Origin of the sequence: Castellaniella hirudinis (assembly GCF_042651965.1) — a bacterium.
Taxonomy (GTDB): Bacteria; Pseudomonadota; Gammaproteobacteria; order Burkholderiales; family Burkholderiaceae_B; genus Castellaniella; species Castellaniella hirudinis.
Genome location: NZ_JBHSDY010000005.1, coordinates 188,013 through 203,164, shown reverse-complemented (window position 1 = coordinate 203,164; position 15,152 = coordinate 188,013). Strand labels below are relative to the sequence as shown.

Genomic DNA, 15,152 nt, shown 5'->3' with positions numbered 1-15,152 from the left:
AATGGGATGTGGCTCAGCGGTCAGCAGGCGCGCGGCCTGCCGCCAATCGGTCCTCGAACCAGTCGAAATCTTCCGGCCAGGTCAGCTTGTCGTTGGCGCGCGCGCCGCGCACCAGCAAGGGCGCGCGGCCGGAGGCGCCGGCCAGCTCCACCGCCGAGGCCTCGTCGGTCACCCGGGGATCGCCCGCGCAGGCGTCCAGCGCCGCCTGCAATTCCCGGGCACGGAACATCTGCGGCGTCTGCGCCAGCCACAAGCCCTCGCGCGGCAGGGTCCGCGCCACCCGGGCGTAACCGACCTGCGTGTGCCCGGCCTGCGCGTCACCGTCCGCCGAGCATCGATCCGAGCGGCCTGCATCCAGCGCGCCCCAGGCCTGTTTGACCGTATCGGCCACCGGCAGGGCCAGCAGCCCGCCCCGGTCCCTGGCCAGGCAGGCATCGATCAGGCGCCCCAGGGCATCGACCGGCAAGCCCGGCCGTGCAGCGTCGTGCACCAGCACCCAGGCGTCGTCCGCCAGACCGGCGTCCTGCAGGGCGGCGCGTACGGTCTCGGCCCGCGTGGGGCCGCCGCAAGGACGCCAGACCGTGCGCGGCAAGCCGGCCAGGGCAGCCTCCACCCAGGAATCGCCGGGCGCCACCGCTACCCGCACCTGCATGATGCGCGGATCAGCCAGCAAGGCCCGTACTGTACGGCGCAGCATGGGTTCGCCGCCCAGATCACGATACTGCTTGGGCCGGCCATCGGGGCTGCCGGCGCGCGCGCCGATACCCGCGGCCGGCACCAGGGCGATCAGGGCTTCGGTCATCGGCTTGGCCGGTCCTGCGCGGCGGGACGGATCGCCCTGCCGCGACGCGTAGAAGGAAGGGATTTCATGAAGGGCGATTTTAGCCCACGGGGCGCGCCTTACCCCTGGGTCCGGCAGCACGGCCATCCCCCCAAGTCCTCGGCTGCGAGCACACCAAAAAGTAGCCGAAAGATCAAAATCACAAAAATATCAATGACATCGCCTTTCGCTTGTAGAATGGCTACATCTTTTCTTTCGGCACCCCGCCTCTGACATCCATGAATGCTCTCGAACTGATCGAACTCAGCCCCGTCATGCCGGTCATCGTGGTCCATGACGCAGACTCGGCCGTGAACCTGGCCCGCGCCCTGGTGGCAGGGGGAGTCCGCACGCTGGAAATCACGCTGCGCTCGGCGGCCGCGCTGGACGCGATCCGCGCCATTCAGGATCAGGTGCCCGACGCCGTGGTCGGCGTGGGCACCGTGCGCACGCCGCAGCAACTGGACGCCGCCATGCGCGCCGGCGCCCGCTTCGGCATCAGCCCCGGCCTGACCGAAGACCTGGCCCGCGCCGTGCGGGATTCGGGCATGCCTTTCCTGCCGGGCGTGGCCACAGCCTCCGAGGCCATGCGCGCAGCCGACCTGGGCTTTCTGGTGCAGAAACTGTTTCCGGCCGAGGCCGTGGGCGGCGCGGCGCTGCTGAAAGCCTGGCACGGCCCCCTGCCCGATCTGATCTTCTGCCCCACCGGGGGCATCCACGCGGGCAACGCCGCCCAGTACCTGGCCCTGCCCAACGTCGGTTGCATCGGCGGTTCCTGGCTGACGCCCGCCGCCGCCGTCCAGGCCGGCCAATGGGACGCCATCACCGCGCTGGCCCGCGAAGCCTGCGCGCTCGCGGCAAGATAGGCGCTACAGGGGATAAGCCGCGCGCGGGGCCTCGCCCCGCAACACGTGCAGCAGATTATCCACCGCCATGGCCGCCATGGCGGTGCGGGTCTCGTGCGTGGCCGAACCGATGTGCGGCAACGCCAGGATGCGCGGATGGCCGCGCAGCGGCGAATCCTGGGGCAGCGGCTCGACGTCGAACACGTCCAGCCCGGCGCCGCGCAGGCGCCCGCCCTCCAGGGCGTCCAGCAGGGCGCGTTCCTGGACAATGGGGCCGCGCGCACCGTTGATCAGGATCGCGCCGGGCTTCATGCGGGCAAAGGCCTGCGGCCCGATCAGACCCCGCGTGGACTCGGTCAGCGGCAACACCAGCACGACAAAATCGGCGGTCTCCAGCAGCGCCTCCAGCCCGACGGCCCGCGCCTTGCCGGACGGCAGGCCGCTGTCGACCGGCCGGCGGCTGTGATAGACCACCGGCATATTGAAGCCCAGGGCCGCGCGGCGGGCCAGCGCCTGGCCGATCCGGCCGTAGCCGACGATACCCAGAGTCTTGCCGTTCACATCCCAACCGTATTCGGCAGGGCCGACGCTGTGCAGCCAGCGCCCCTCGCGCACCAGATTCGCCATCTCGCACAGCCGGCGGCTGGTGGCCAGCACCATGCCGAACAGCAGATCCGCGACGGATTCCGTCAGGACGTCCGGGGTATGGCACAGCACGATGCCGCGCTCGCGCAGCGCGTCCAGCGGATAGGCATCGACGCCGACCGAAATACTGGACACCACCCGCAGCGCGGGCGCCCGGTCCAGCATCGCCGGGTCCAGGCGCACGCTGGAGCCGATCATGCCCTGGACCCGGCCCAGCGCCTGGAAGAACGCCTCGCGCTGATCTTCGCGGCGGGGGTCGGCCCGGATGACCTCGTGCTCGGCCTGAATCCGCGCCAATTGCGGCTCGGGCAGATCGCGATAGACGAGAACGGTTTGACGGGACGTTTGGGCGGACATGCAAGGGACTCCAGAAAATGCCCCCACGCCGCGCCCTTCGGGCTTGCCGCCCCCATCCCATGGGGGCGGGCCTTAGGGCGGCCTGGCGGCAAAAATACACGCCGACGGCGGACTACAGCCCCGCCGCCTGCAACTCGGCCCGCGTGGGCAGGCCCTCGGTATCGCCCGGCACCTGCACCATGCGCGCACCGATCCAGGCGCCGCGCGCCACGGCGCGTTCCAGCGGCAGGCCTTCGAGCAGGCCGCTGATCACCCCCACGGCAAAGCCATCGCCCGCGCCCACGGTGTCCACGACCTGCGCCACGGGGCTGGCCGGCACGTGGCCGCTGCGCGTGCCGTCATCGTAATACGCTCCGTCCGCACCCAGCTTGACGACCACCAGCCGCGCGCCCAGGTCGAGGTAGAAACGCGCGATGGCTTCGGGCGCGCGCTCGCCGGTCAGCAGCAAACCTTCTTCCACGCCGGGCAGCACCCAGTCGGCCAGCGCGGCCAGCTCATTGATCCCGGCGCGCATGGCCTCGGTCGAGGCCCACAGCGTGGGGCGCAGATTGGTATCGAAGGACACGGTCCGGCCGGCCTCGCGCATCAGGCGCATGGTCTGTTTCGTGACCTGGAAACTGCCGTCCGACACTGCGGCAAATACGCCGGTCGAGTGCAGATGCCGGGCCGACAGCAGCCAGCCCTGATCCACGTCGTCCGGGCGCATGCGGCTGGCCGCAGAGCCGGCGCGGTGGTATTCGACCTTGGGATCGCTGCCGTCCAGGACCCGGTCCTTGAACAGCAGGCCGGTGCGCTCGCCCGCCACCAGGGCCACGCGCGAGCAATCCACACCCTCGCCGCGCAGGCTGTCGAGCAGGTAGCGGCCCAGGGAATCCTGCCCCAGGCGGCTGCCCCAGCCGACCCGCAGACCCAGGCGGGCCAGTCCGATGGCCACGTTGGTCTCGGCGCCCGCCGTACGCTTGTCAAAAGCGTCTACCTGCTCCAGCGGCCCGGGCTGCCCGGCCACCAGCATCACCATCGCCTCGCCCAGCGTGACGACGTCGAGCGATTCATTTGTTGTCATAGAGAGCCTGCTCCAGTCGGCGCAGCGCATCCAGCGCCTGGCCCGTGATGCGGGTGAGGTCCTCGCCCACCAAGGGATATTCGATGGCCCGGGGGGCCGTGGCCGGCAGCGCCCGCAGCACCGCGCGCCAGGGTGCGGCGGACGATTCCAGCGGCACGGCCACCCAGCGGTCGGACCGCCGCAGCGCCCCCTTGCAATGCACGTAGCGCACCCGCGAGGCGAACGCCGCGGCCGCCTGCAGCGGGCATTCGCCCACCCAGTGCCAATTGCCCATGTCAAAAGTCATGCCCAAGGGCACGCCCGCATCGTCCGCAGCGCGAAAGAACGCGGCCAGGGCCGGGAGGGTGCCCGCCGATTCCGTCTGGTCGTTTTCCACCAGCAGTTCGACCGGATGACCGGCCAGCAAGGTTCGCAAAGCGTCCAGGCCCGCCGGAGCACGCGGCGCAAAGCCGCCGATCGACATTTTCAACCAGCCGGCGCCCAGCCGGAGCGCGCGTTCCAAGCCTTCGTGGACGGCCGTCGCGTCAAAGTGGCCGGCCGCATCCCACATCCCCCGCGGACTGGAATAGACGCAGGCCAGGCCGGTTTCAGCAGCCAGCGCCGCCAACGCATCGAGTTCGCCCGCCGCGTCTTCGCGCAACAGTTCGCCGCGCACCTCGACACCATGGGCGCCGGCCGTGCGGGCCAGGCGCGCAAACCAGGCCTGGCCGTGGCGCCGGACCTCGTCCGCGCCAAACGAGGTCAGGGAAACCAGTGCGCCGTGCACCGGGATCTGCGTATTCATGCCCCGCCCTCAGTGATTCAGAATCTGGCCGAGGAAACCGCGCGTCTTTTCGTGACTCGGAGACTCGAAGAACTGGTCCGGCGGCGCCTGCTCGATGATCCGGCCGTCGGCCATGAAGATCACCCGGTCGGCCACGCTGCGGGCGAAACCCATTTCATGGGTCACGCACAGCATGGTCATGCCGTCGCGGGCCAGGCCGATCATGGTGTCCAGGACTTCCTTGACCATTTCCGGGTCCAGGGCCGAAGTGGGTTCGTCGAACAGCATGACCTTGGGAGTCATGCACAGGGCGCGGGCGATGGCCACGCGCTGCTGCTGCCCGCCCGAAAGCTGGCTGGGGTATTTGTGCGCCTGTTCGGCGATCCGCACGCGCGACAGGTATTCCATCGCCAGGGCCTCGGCCTGCGCGGCCGTCAGCCCGCGCGAACGCATCGGCGCCAGCATGCAATTGCGCAGCACCGTCATGTGGGGAAACAGATTGAACTGCTGAAACACCATCCCGACTTCCTGCCGCACGGCGTCGATCCCGCGCCCGTCGGCGCCCAGGGTGATGCCGTCCACCACGATACGCCCGTCCCGGATGGTCTCCAGGCCGTTGATGCAGCGGATCAGGGTGGACTTGCCCGAGCCCGAAGGGCCGCAGATCACGATGCGCTCGCCCGCCGCCACCGTCAGGTCAATGTCGGTCAGGGCATGGAACTGCCCGTACCATTTGTTGAGCTTCTCGATCTGGATGATCGGATCGCCGGAAGGCGTATTGCGGGGCGGGGTCGAAGTCATGGCGGCCAGTCGTCAATCAGTCAGGATTATTGCTTCAGTTCGGGCAGCGGCGAGCCCAGCCACTTCTGGTAGAGCTTGCTGAATTCACCGTTCTGGATGTTGCGGTCGACCAGTTCGTTGACGGCCTTGAGCGTTTCGGGCTGGCCCGGGCGCATGGCCACGGCCATTTCCTGCTGCAGCAGCACGAACTTGTTGTCGAAGCGGTCCGGCGCACGCTTGGCGATGCCGGCGGCCACCGTGGTGGAGCACCCGATCGCGTCGACCTGGCCGGACAGCAGCGCTTGCATGGCCGAGGCGTCGTCGTCGAAGCGGCGGATGTCGGCATCCTTCGGGGCGATCTTGGTGACGGCGATGTCCTGGGTGCTGGCGCGCGCCACGCCGATCTTCTTGCCCGACAGACCTTCCGGACCGGAGACCTTCAGATCCTTGCCACCGAACACCACGATCTGCGCGGCCGAATACGGATGCGAGAACTGCACCTGCTTGGCCCGCTCCGGCGTGATCGCCAGCGAGGCCACCAGCAGATCGACCTTGTCGGTCAGCAGGTAGGGAATGCGGTTGGGTCCGGTCACCGGCAGGATCTTGACCTTGACGCCCAGGTCCTTGGCCAGCAGCTTGGCCACGTCGGCGTCGTAGCCGTCGGGCTGGTTCTCGGTGTTCATGATGCCGTAGGGCGGGAAATCGACCAGCATGCCGATCGTCAGTTCGCCCTTTTGCTTGACCTGATCGATGGTCTCGGCCGAGGCCGCAGGCGCCAGGCCGATGGCCAGGGTGGCGCAGGCGGCCAGCAGGGTGCCGCCCAACATGCCGCGCAAGGTGTGTTTCTTGAACATAGAACGTCTCCGTAAGTTTGTCGGCCCGGGGCCTGTTGACACTGAAATGGGGCGGGATCCGCCCCGAAACCCTGGATGCTTCAACTGCGCGCCTGGGACAGGGCCAGACGCCGCTCCATCCGCCCCGCCAGCAGCGACAGCGGCCAGCACAGCAGAAAATACAGGGCCGCCACGATGGAAAAGACCACCATGGGCTCGAACGTGGCGTTGTTCACGATCTGGCCCGCGCGGGTCAGTTCGGTAAAGCCGATGATGGCCGCCAGCGACGTGCCCTTGATGACCTGGACCAGATAACCCACGGTGGGCGGCACGGCGACCTTCAGGGCCTGCGGCAGGATCACGTCGCGCAGGCGGTCACGGTAATTCAGCCCCAGGGCGGCGGCGGCTTCCCATTGGCCGCGCGGCACGGCCTCGATGCAGCCGCGCCAGATCTCGGCCAGAAACGAGCCGGCATTCAGCGTCAGCGCCACGGCGGCGGCCGTCCAGGGGTCGATTTCCAGACCGATCACCGGCGCGCCGAAAAACACCAGGAACAACTGCAGCAGCAGCGGCGTGCCCTGGAACACTTTGATGAATCCCGTGGCCAGCGCCCGGGCGGCGCGGTGCGTGCCGGTACGCGCCAGGGCCACCGCCAGCCCGACCACCCCGCCGCCGATGAAGGCGATGATCGACAGCAGCACGGTCCACTGGGCGGCCTGCAGGATGTACCAGAAATCAGAGGAGCCGAAGGTTCTCATGAGCGGCCGTCCGGATAATGAAGATAGCGGTCGTGGATCCAGCGAAAGACGGTGGAAAAGCACAGCGTCAACACCAGATAGATCAGCGTGATGACGATGTAGATCTCGAAGCTGCGGAAGGTCTCGGACTGCAGGGTGGCGGCCACCGACGTCAGGTCATCGGCCGAGATCACCGACACCACGCTGGAGGCCAGCATCAGCAGGATGAACTGGCTGGTGAGCGCCGGATAGATGGCGCGCAGCGCGGGCCTGAGCACCACGAAGCGGAAAACCTCGAGCCGCGTCAGGTTCAGGGCCAGGCCGGCCTCGATCTGGCCCCGGGGGATGGCCTCGATCCCAGCACGCACGATTTCCGTGGCGTAGGCGCCCAGGTTGACCGTCATGGCCACCAGCGCGGCCGTATAGGGCGACCAGCGCACGCCGACGGCCGGCAGGGCGAAGAAGAAAAAGAACAACTGGACCAGGAAAGGCGTGTTGCGGATGAGTTCGATGTAGACCTGGATCAGCGCACGGGCGGGCGCCGGCCCGGCCGTCTTGCCCCAGGCGCACAGCACCGCGACCGCCAGGCCGAACAACATGGCCAGGCCGGAGAGCTGGATCGTCATCCAGGTGCCGTGCAGCAGCAGCGGCCATGCCTCGAACACCGGACCGAACTGGAAGGTGTAATTCATGGGAATTACCGTAAATCCGTCTTTATGAAACCGGTTTCATTATACTGAAATGCAGAATTGGCGAATATCGGGGCTAACCCTGGAATCCGGATCCCGGGTTTGGCGGTCTTCAAGCCCCAGGGGGCGGGGGCTTTACGGCGTCAGGCGCGTCGAACCCCGCGCCATCAGTGTCCCGGGCAGCCGGATCGTGCGCGCGGGCACGGCCAGACCGCCGATGCGCTCGATCAGGCAGCGTGCCGCCAGGCTGCCCAACGCGTCCGTCGGCTGCGCCACGGCGCTGATCCCCGGCCCGACATACGGCGCCCAGGACGTGTCGTCGATGCCGATCAGGCCGATCTCTTCCCCCAGGCGCCAGCCCAGCGCCGTCACGGCGGCCACGATGCGCATGGTCACCACCCCGTTGGCCGCAATCACGGCAGGCGGTCGGCGCGCACCGGCGCGCGCATCCTGCAAGGCACGCGCCAGGCCGTCCGGATCATCGGCGCCGGCCTCGACCCAGCGGCCCTCGGCCGCCGGCGCCAGCGCCGCCAGGCGGGCCTCGCAGGCGCGCACGCGCTCGATCCGGGAACTGACGGCCCCCAGCGGTTCAGTGACGAACAGGAAATCCCGATAACCCGCCGCCATCAAATGATCGAAGCAGGCGTCGATGGCCTGCACATTGTCCAGCGAGACGAAATCGACTTCCAGGCCCTGGTACAGACGGTCGACCAACACCACCGGCCGGTCCTGCAGGACCGACTTGAGCACCGCGCCCTGCTCCAGGCCCAGCGTGTTGAGGATGAAGCCTTCGACCTGGTAGGAGGACAGCATCTGCAGGCCCACGCTTTCGCGTTCGCGCTCGTTGGCCAGATTGAACAGCATCATCAGATAGCCCGCCTGACGGCAGGCCTGCTCCGCCCCGCTGAGGACGGCGACGGAATAGGGATTGGTGATGTCGGCCACCACCAGGCCGATCAGCCGCGAACGGCCGCGCTTGAGCGCCCGGGCCATCGGGCTGGGCGTGTAGGCCAGGGCCTCGATCGCGGCCTCGACCCGCTGGGCGATTTCCGGCGACAGCAGGGTATCGCGGTGGTTGAGGAACCGCGATACCGTGGCCTTGGACACGCCCGCGCGGCGGGCCACGTCGGCGATCGTGCTGCGCGGCGGATGAGGGCTCATGGGCGTAAAGGCCTGGTCAGGAAACTTGGCGCCCCATTGTATCCACCAGATCGGCGATATCCATCGGACCGGCGCATGCTCAGCGCCCCGCCCATTGCGGCCACTGGAAAAAACCGGCGCCCTGCTCGGCCCCGTCCGCCTGGGCGCGGGCCACGCCGAACAGGTCCCGGCCGATGCCCTGGGCGGACGCCGCCGGATCGAACCCGGCCGGCGCGCGCGCCGGCCAGTCCGTGTCCCCCAGCACCGCCAGCGTGCCGGTCGACGCGTCCAGCCGCACGACGTCCCCGTCGCGCAGGCGCGCCAACGGTCCGCCTGCGCAAGCCTCGGGGGTGACGTGGATCGCAGCGGGCACCTTGCCCGAGGCGCCCGACATCCGGCCGTCGGTCACCAGGGCCACCCGGTGCCCCCGGGCCTGCAGCACGGACAGGGCGGGCGTCAGTTGATGCAGTTCAGGCATGCCGTTGGCACGCGGCCCCTGAAAACGCAGCACCGCCACCAGATCGCGCTCCAGTTCGCCGCGCCCGAAGGCCTGCAACAGCGCCTCTTGCGTGTCGAAGATCCGCGCCGGGGCCTCGACCACGCGATGCTCGGGCGCGACGGCGGAGACCTTGATCACCGCACGCCCCAGATTGCCCCGCAGCAGCTTCAAGCCACCGTCCGGACTGAAAGGCGCATCCGCCCCGCGCAGCACCGACAGGTCGGTGGAGGCGCACGGGCCGTCTTCCCAGACCACGGCGCCCTCGCGCAGCGCCGGACGGCGCGTGTAGGCCGCCAGTCCCCGGCCCATGACGGTGGTCACCTCATCATGCAGCAGTCCGGCGTCGCGCAGGCTGCGGATCAGCAAGGCCATGCCGCCCGCCGCCTGGAACTGGTTCACGTCGGCCGCGCCGTTGGGATAGACGCGCGTCAACAGCGGCACCACGGCCGACAGGTCGGAAAAATCGTCCCAGTCGATTGCGATGCCGGCCGCGCGGGCGACCGCGACCAGATGCAAAGTGTGGTTCGTGGAACCTCCGGTCGCCAGCAGGCCGACGATGCCGTTGACCAGCGCGCGTTCGTCGATGACTTCGGCCACCGGCGTGAAGCGCCCGCCCCCGGCGGCCAGCCCCAGCGCATGGCGCGCGGCCTCGCGCGTCAGGGCCTCGCGCAGCGCCGTGCCCGGCGGCACAAAGGACGCCCCGGGCAGGTGCAGGCCCATGATCTCCATCAGCATCTGGTTGGAATTGGCCGTGCCGTAGAACGTGCAGGTGCCGGGCGCGTGATAGGCGCCCATTTCCGAGGCCAGCAGGGCGTCGCGGTCCGCTTCGCCGCGTGCATGCGCTTGCCTCACGCGGGACTTTTCCTCGTTGGAGACGCCGGACGGCATCGGCCCGGCCGGTACGAACACCACCGGCAGATGCCCGAAAGCGAGCGCGCCGATCAGCATGCCCGGCACGATCTTGTCGCACACTCCCAGGCAGACCGCCGCGTCGAACATCTGGTGGCTGAGCGCAATCGCCGTGGACATGGCAATCACGTCGCGGGAGAACAGGCTCAGTTCCATGCCCGCCTGGCCCTGGGTGATGCCGTCGCACATGGCCGGCACCCCGCCCGCGAACTGGGCGCTGCCGCCGGCGGCAAACGCGGCCTGCTTGATCCAGGCCGGATAGCGGCCCAGCGGCTGATGCGCCGACAACATGTCGTTGTAGGCCGACACGATGGCCAGATTGGGCCGCTCCGTGCCCGCCAGGCGCGCCTTGGCGGCATCGGGTTCGGCGGCCAGGGCGTGCGCCAGATTGGCGCACGCCAGCCCGGCGCGCTGCGTCTTTCGCCCATAGGCGGCGCGGCTGCGCGCCAGATAAGGTTCACGGGTGGCGCGGCTGCGGGCGATGATGCGCGCGGTCACGGACTGGACGACGGGATGCAGGGGTGCGGGCGCCACAGGAACCTCCGGAATGCAGAGATGAACGAGGCTTCAGTATAGGCTTGTTTTTAGTAAAACTACATTTTTTATTTATTCAATTGAAATTTACTTAGTTTATGTAATTTCACTACTTATCGCGGCCGCCCGATCTCGTCCCTGTTGCGCCCAGCCGCAACAGGCCGCCTTTATACTGATGCCCACATGAACACATCCATCCTGCCCGAGCTGCGCGCCCGCCTGCCCAGGCTGAGCCGCGCCGCCGCCCGCGTTGCGCGCCTGGCCATCGCCCACCCCGGCGACGTCGCGCGCATGACCATCGGCGAAATCGCCCAGGCGGCCGAGGTCAGCGAGCCCACGGTCATCCGCTTCTGCCGCGCGCTGGGCCACGCAGGATGGCCCGATTTCAAGGTCCAGTTGGCCGCCAGCCTGATGACCGGCGTGCCCTATGTGCATTCCTCGCTGCAATCCGACGAAAGCGTGGCCGGCCTGACCGGCAAGGTCTTCGACAACGCCGTCTCGGCGCTGCTGCGCGTGCGCGACGCGCTCGACCCCGCCGCCGTCGAGTCGGCCATCGGCCTGCTGGCGCAGGCCCGCCGCATCGAGTTCTACGGCGTGGGCAATTCCGGCATCGTCGCCACCGACGCGCAGCACAAGTTCTTCCGCTTCGATCTGGCGGTCGCCGCCTACGCCGACAGCCACATCCAGGCCATGGCGGCCTCCTTGCTGGGCCCCGCCGACGTGCTGGTGGCCATCTCGCATTCGGGCCGCTCGCGTGAACTGCTCGAAGCCGTCGATCTGGCACGGGCGAACGCGTGCCCGATCATCGCCCTGACCGCCTCCGGCACGCCCCTGGCCGAACGGGCCACCCTGATCCTGCGCGCCGACACCCAGGAAGACACCGCGCTCTACAGCCCCATGATCTCGCGGCTGGCGCATCTGACCATCATCGACGTGCTGGCCCTGGGCGTGGCCCTGCGGCGCGGCGACCAGGCCAGCCGCGTGCTGGAAAAAACCAAGAAAAGCCTGATCGGCAAGCGCCGGCCGTAACTTCTCCCGAACACCCCATGGATTCTTCGAACACCCCTCTGTCCCTGCCGTCGATCGGCCCCACCCTGGCCGCCCTGCGGCCCGGCCAGCGCTACGCCCAGCCACGCCCGCCGGGCTCCGGCGACGCCCTGCTGCTGGCCTCGCTGGCCCGCGAGGCCCGGCATCCGCTGGCCGCGTTCTGCGCCGATCCGCTGGCCGCGCGGCGCCTGGCCGACGAGATCGCCCTGTTCGACCCGGACCTGCGGGTGCGCTTCCTGCCCGACTGGGAAACCCTGCCCTATGACAGTTTTTCCCCGCACCAGGACCTGATATCCGAACGCCTGCGGACCTTGCATGCCCTGGGCCAGGGCGCCGTGGACATCCTGGTGGTGCCGGTCACCACCGCCCTGGTCCGCCTGGCCCCGCCCGCCTTCCTGGCGGCCTACACCTTCCAGTTCCGCCAAGGTGATGCGCTGGATGAAGAACGCCTGCGCACCCAGTTGACCCTGGCCAACTACAACCACGTCACCCAGGTCGGCGCGCCGGGCGAGTTCTGCATCCGCGGCGGCCTGATCGACCTGTTCCCCATGGGATCGGCCCTGCCCTACCGTCTCGACCTGTTCGACCGCGAGATCGAGTCCATCCGCAGCTTCGACGGCGACACCCAGCGCAGCCTGTACCCGGTGCGCGAAATCGAACTGCTGCCGGGCCGCGAATTCCCCATGGACGAGGCCGCGCGCAACCGCTTCCGCGCGCGTTTCCGCGAAGTTTTCGAGGGCGATCCGTCACGCGCCCTGCCCTACAAGGACATCGGCAACGGCATCGCCTTCGCCGGCATCGAATACTACCTGCCGCTGTTCTTCGAGCAGACCGCCACGCTGTTCGACTACCTGCCGCCCGACACCATCGCCGTCACCCTGGGCGACGCCTCGGCCGCCATCGAGCGCTTTGTCCAGGACGCCCGCAACCGCTGGCAGTTCCTGAAGTCCGACCCGGAACGCCCGGTGCTGCCGCCCGACGCCCTGTTCCTGGACGACGAGGCCTTTCACACCGGCCTGCGCAGCCTGGCCCGGCTGGCGCTGACCGACGAAGGCGCGCACCCGGACTTCAGCCCCTGCCCGGCTGCGGCCGTCAACCGCCGCGCCGACGATCCCCTGGCCGACCTGCGCCGCCATCTGGACGCGACACCGCTGCGCACGGCGCTGTGCGTGGACTCCGCCGGGCGCCGGGAAACCATCGCCGAACTGCTGGCCGACTATCGTCTGAAGCCGGACGCGATCTTTGATTCCTGGCAGGACTGCCTGCAGGGTGAAGCACGCTTCTCTCTGGTCGTGGCGCCGCTGACGGGCGGCTTCCAGTCGCCGCCCGCCGGGCTGGCGGTGCTGACGGAAAACGATCTCTATCCCGCCCAGGCCGGACGGCCGGCGCGCACGCGCCGCCGCCACGAACACAGCAGCAACATCGACGCCATGGTGCGCGATCTGGCCGAACTGCACGTGGGCGACCCGGTGGTGCACGTCCAGCACGGCATCGGCCGCTATCACGGCCTGGTCAGCATGGACCTGGGCGAAGGCCCCATCGAACTGCTGCATCTTGAATACGCCCGCGACGCCACCCTGTACGTGCCGGTCTCGCAACTGCACCTGATCGCCCGCTACAGCGGCGCCGACCCGGATCAGGCGCCGCTGCACCCGCTGGGCTCGGGCCAATGGGAAAAGGCCCGCCGCAAGGCCGCCCGCCAGGCGCGCGACACGGCGGCCGAGCTGCTCGCCCTGTATGCCCGCCGCGCCGCGCGCGAAGGCCTGCACTTCAAATTCCCCGCCCGCGACTACCAGGCCTTCGCCGAGGGCTTCGGCTTCGAGGAAACCCCGGATCAGGCCGACGCCATCCACGCGGTCATCCAGGACATGACCTCCGGCCGTCCCATGGACCGCCTGGTCTGCGGCGACGTGGGCTTCGGCAAGACCGAAGTCGCCCTGCGCGCCGCCTTCCTGGCCGTGATGAACGGCCGTCAGGTGGCGCTGCTGTGCCCCACCACCCTGCTGGCCGAACAGCACGCGCATAACTTCGCCACCCGCTTCGCCGACTGGCCGGTGCGCATCGCCGAACTCTCGCGCTTTCGCACCGGCAAGGAAACGGCCAAGGCCATCGACGGCCTGGCCGCAGGATCCGTGGACATCGTCATCGGCACGCACAAGCTCCTGTCCAAGGACGTGCGCTACAAACAACTGGGCCTGGTCATCATCGACGAGGAACACCGCTTCGGCGTGCGCCAGAAGGAAGCCCTGAAGGCCTTGCGCGCCGAAGTCGACGTGCTGACCCTGACGGCCACGCCCATCCCCCGCACCCTGGGCATGTCCCTGGAAGGCATCCGCGACTTCTCCGTCATCGCCACCGCGCCGCAGAAACGCCTGGCGATCAAGACCTTCGTGCGCCGCGAGGACGGCAGCACCATCCGCGAGGCCGTCCTGCGCGAGCTCAAGCGCGGCGGCCAGGTCTACTTCCTGCACAACGAGGTCGAGACCATCCACAACCGCCGCGCGCGGCTGGAGGAACTCGTCCCCGAAGCCCGCATCGCCGTCGCCCACGGCCAGATGGCCGAGCGCGAACTGGAAGAAGTCATGAAGGGCTTCTACCAGCAGCGCTACAACGTGCTGCTGTGCACCACCATCATCGAGACCGGCATCGACGTGCCCTCGGCCAACACCATCCTCATCCACCGCGCCGACAAGCTGGGCCTGGCCCAGTTGCACCAGTTGCGCGGCCGGGTCGGCCGGTCCCACCACCAGGCCTACGCCTACCTGCTGACTCCAGGCGAGGATGCCATCACGGCCAACGCCAAAAAGCGCCTGGAAGCCATCCAGTCCATGGAGGAACTGGGCGCCGGCTTCTTCCTGGCCATGCACGACCTGGAGATCCGCGGCAGCGGCGAGGTCCTGGGCGAATCGCAGTCCGGCAACATCCAGGAAATCGGCTACAGCCTGTACAACGACATGCTGGCCGCCGCCGTGCGCGCCCTGAAATCCGGCGAGGAGCCCGACCTGGAATCGCCCTTCGGCAGCCAGTGCGAAGTCAACCTGCACGCCCCGGCGCTGCTGCCCTCGGACTACTGCGCCGACGTCCAGGCCCGCCTGGGCCTGTACAAGCGCCTGGCGCACGCCGCCGACGCCGACGCGCTCACCCTGCTGCAGGAAGAACTGATCGACCGCTACGGCAAGCTGCCCGAGGCCGGCCAGACCCTGCTGTCGCTGCACCGCCTGCGCCTGCTGGCCGAGCCGCTGGGCGTGATCAAGATCGACGCCGGCGAAACCCAGGCCTCGATCCAGTTCTCCGCCCAGCCCAACGTGGATCCGATCCGCATCATTGAACTGGTGCAACAGGACCGCCAGGTCCGCCTGAACGGCCCCGACCGCCTGAAAATCGCCTTCGGCGGCGCCGTGGACGTGCCGGGTCGCGTGCAGAAGCTGAGGGGCTTGCTGCAAAGGCTGGGCGGAACGGCGTAGGCGGCCGGACCTAAGCCTCCATCCGGA

13 protein-coding genes are annotated in these 15,152 nt (G+C 68.8%); 3 read left to right on the top strand and 10 right to left on the bottom strand.

The genetic code is table 11. The features are described from left to right. Window positions 1-13: 13 nt before the first annotated feature. A complete protein-coding gene (locus ACFO0J_RS09170) occupies window positions 14-802 on the bottom strand; it encodes an IspD/TarI family cytidylyltransferase (protein WP_376812760.1) in 789 nt (262 codons plus the stop codon). A 257-nt stretch (window positions 803-1,059) separates the two neighbouring features. Here ACFO0J_RS09170 and eda point away from each other — a divergent pair, with 257 nt between their 5' ends. Further along, complete coding sequence (eda, locus tag ACFO0J_RS09165; RefSeq protein ID WP_376812759.1) at window positions 1,060-1,686, top strand: bifunctional 4-hydroxy-2-oxoglutarate aldolase/2-dehydro-3-deoxy-phosphogluconate aldolase; 627 nt, start codon at window positions 1,060-1,062, stop codon at window positions 1,684-1,686. 3 nt (window positions 1,687-1,689) lie between these two features. Here the strand turns inward: eda and ACFO0J_RS09160 are convergent, their stop codons facing one another. From ACFO0J_RS09160 to edd, 9 genes are all read right to left on the bottom strand, one after another. Further along, window positions 1,690-2,667: a 2-hydroxyacid dehydrogenase gene (locus tag ACFO0J_RS09160; RefSeq protein WP_376812758.1), complete on the bottom strand. Its 978-nt coding sequence runs from the start codon at window positions 2,665-2,667 to the stop codon at window positions 1,690-1,692. Window positions 2,668-2,779: 112 nt separating this feature from the next. Further along, a complete protein-coding gene (locus tag ACFO0J_RS09155; RefSeq protein ID WP_376812757.1) occupies window positions 2,780-3,730 on the bottom strand; it encodes a sugar kinase in 951 nt (316 codons plus the stop codon). Then, on the bottom strand, window positions 3,717-4,514 hold the full coding sequence (locus tag ACFO0J_RS09150) for a sugar phosphate isomerase/epimerase family protein (protein WP_376812756.1): 798 nt from the start codon (window positions 4,512-4,514) through the stop codon (window positions 3,717-3,719). The genes ACFO0J_RS09155 and ACFO0J_RS09150 overlap by 14 nt, the downstream gene beginning before the upstream one ends. A 9-nt stretch (window positions 4,515-4,523) precedes the next feature. Further along, on the bottom strand, window positions 4,524-5,294 hold the full coding sequence (locus tag ACFO0J_RS09145) for an amino acid ABC transporter ATP-binding protein (protein ID WP_376812755.1): 771 nt from the start codon (window positions 5,292-5,294) through the stop codon (window positions 4,524-4,526). 26 nt (window positions 5,295-5,320) lie between these two features. Continuing rightward, a complete protein-coding gene (locus ACFO0J_RS09140) occupies window positions 5,321-6,127 on the bottom strand; it encodes a transporter substrate-binding domain-containing protein (RefSeq protein WP_376812754.1) in 807 nt (268 codons plus the stop codon). A gap of 80 nt (window positions 6,128-6,207) precedes the next feature. Beyond that, a complete protein-coding gene (locus ACFO0J_RS09135) occupies window positions 6,208-6,864 on the bottom strand; it encodes an amino acid ABC transporter permease (protein WP_376812753.1) in 657 nt (218 codons plus the stop codon). Beyond that, window positions 6,861-7,535 carry an amino acid ABC transporter permease gene (locus ACFO0J_RS09130; RefSeq protein ID WP_376812752.1) on the bottom strand — a complete coding sequence of 225 codons (675 nt, stop codon included), beginning with the start codon at window positions 7,533-7,535 and terminating at the stop codon, window positions 6,861-6,863. Before ACFO0J_RS09130 ends, ACFO0J_RS09135 begins: the two co-directional genes overlap by 4 nt. Before the next feature lie 132 nt (window positions 7,536-7,667). Further along, a complete protein-coding gene (locus tag ACFO0J_RS09125; RefSeq protein WP_376812751.1) occupies window positions 7,668-8,693 on the bottom strand; it encodes a LacI family DNA-binding transcriptional regulator in 1,026 nt (341 codons plus the stop codon). 79 nt (window positions 8,694-8,772) lie between these two features. Continuing rightward, a complete protein-coding gene (edd, locus tag ACFO0J_RS09120; RefSeq protein ID WP_376812750.1) occupies window positions 8,773-10,614 on the bottom strand; it encodes a phosphogluconate dehydratase in 1,842 nt (613 codons plus the stop codon). Window positions 10,615-10,797: 183 nt separating this feature from the next. Here edd and hexR point away from each other — a divergent pair, with 183 nt between their 5' ends. Together hexR and mfd are read left to right on the top strand one after the other, a co-directional pair. Continuing rightward, a complete protein-coding gene (gene hexR / locus ACFO0J_RS09115; RefSeq protein WP_376812749.1) occupies window positions 10,798-11,643 on the top strand; it encodes a transcriptional regulator HexR in 846 nt (281 codons plus the stop codon). Between the two features lie 17 nt (window positions 11,644-11,660). Beyond that, window positions 11,661-15,125 carry a transcription-repair coupling factor gene (gene mfd, locus ACFO0J_RS09110; RefSeq protein ID WP_376812748.1) on the top strand — a complete coding sequence of 1,155 codons (3,465 nt, stop codon included), beginning with the start codon at window positions 11,661-11,663 and terminating at the stop codon, window positions 15,123-15,125. Window positions 15,126-15,152: the final 27 nt, after the last annotated feature.

Coding starts and splice junctions, on each gene's coding strand:
- ACFO0J_RS09125 (WP_376812751.1), bottom strand. CDS start 8,693: ATGAGCCCTCATCCGCCGCGCAGCACGATCGCCGACGTGGCCCGCCGC.
- ACFO0J_RS09140 (WP_376812754.1), bottom strand. CDS start 6,127: ATGTTCAAGAAACACACCTTGCGCGGCATGTTGGGCGGCACCCTGCTG.
- ACFO0J_RS09155 (WP_376812757.1), bottom strand. CDS start 3,730: ATGACAACAAATGAATCGCTCGACGTCGTCACGCTGGGCGAGGCGATG.
- mfd (WP_376812748.1), top strand. CDS start 11,661: ATGGATTCTTCGAACACCCCTCTGTCCCTGCCGTCGATCGGCCCCACC.
- ACFO0J_RS09150 (WP_376812756.1), bottom strand. CDS start 4,514: ATGAATACGCAGATCCCGGTGCACGGCGCACTGGTTTCCCTGACCTCG.
- eda (WP_376812759.1), top strand. CDS start 1,060: ATGAATGCTCTCGAACTGATCGAACTCAGCCCCGTCATGCCGGTCATC.
- ACFO0J_RS09135 (WP_376812753.1), bottom strand. CDS start 6,864: ATGAGAACCTTCGGCTCCTCTGATTTCTGGTACATCCTGCAGGCCGCC.
- ACFO0J_RS09170 (WP_376812760.1), bottom strand. CDS start 802: ATGACCGAAGCCCTGATCGCCCTGGTGCCGGCCGCGGGTATCGGCGCG.
- ACFO0J_RS09160 (WP_376812758.1), bottom strand. CDS start 2,667: ATGTCCGCCCAAACGTCCCGTCAAACCGTTCTCGTCTATCGCGATCTG.
- hexR (WP_376812749.1), top strand. CDS start 10,798: ATGAACACATCCATCCTGCCCGAGCTGCGCGCCCGCCTGCCCAGGCTG.
- ACFO0J_RS09145 (WP_376812755.1), bottom strand. CDS start 5,294: ATGACTTCGACCCCGCCCCGCAATACGCCTTCCGGCGATCCGATCATC.
- ACFO0J_RS09130 (WP_376812752.1), bottom strand. CDS start 7,535: ATGAATTACACCTTCCAGTTCGGTCCGGTGTTCGAGGCATGGCCGCTG.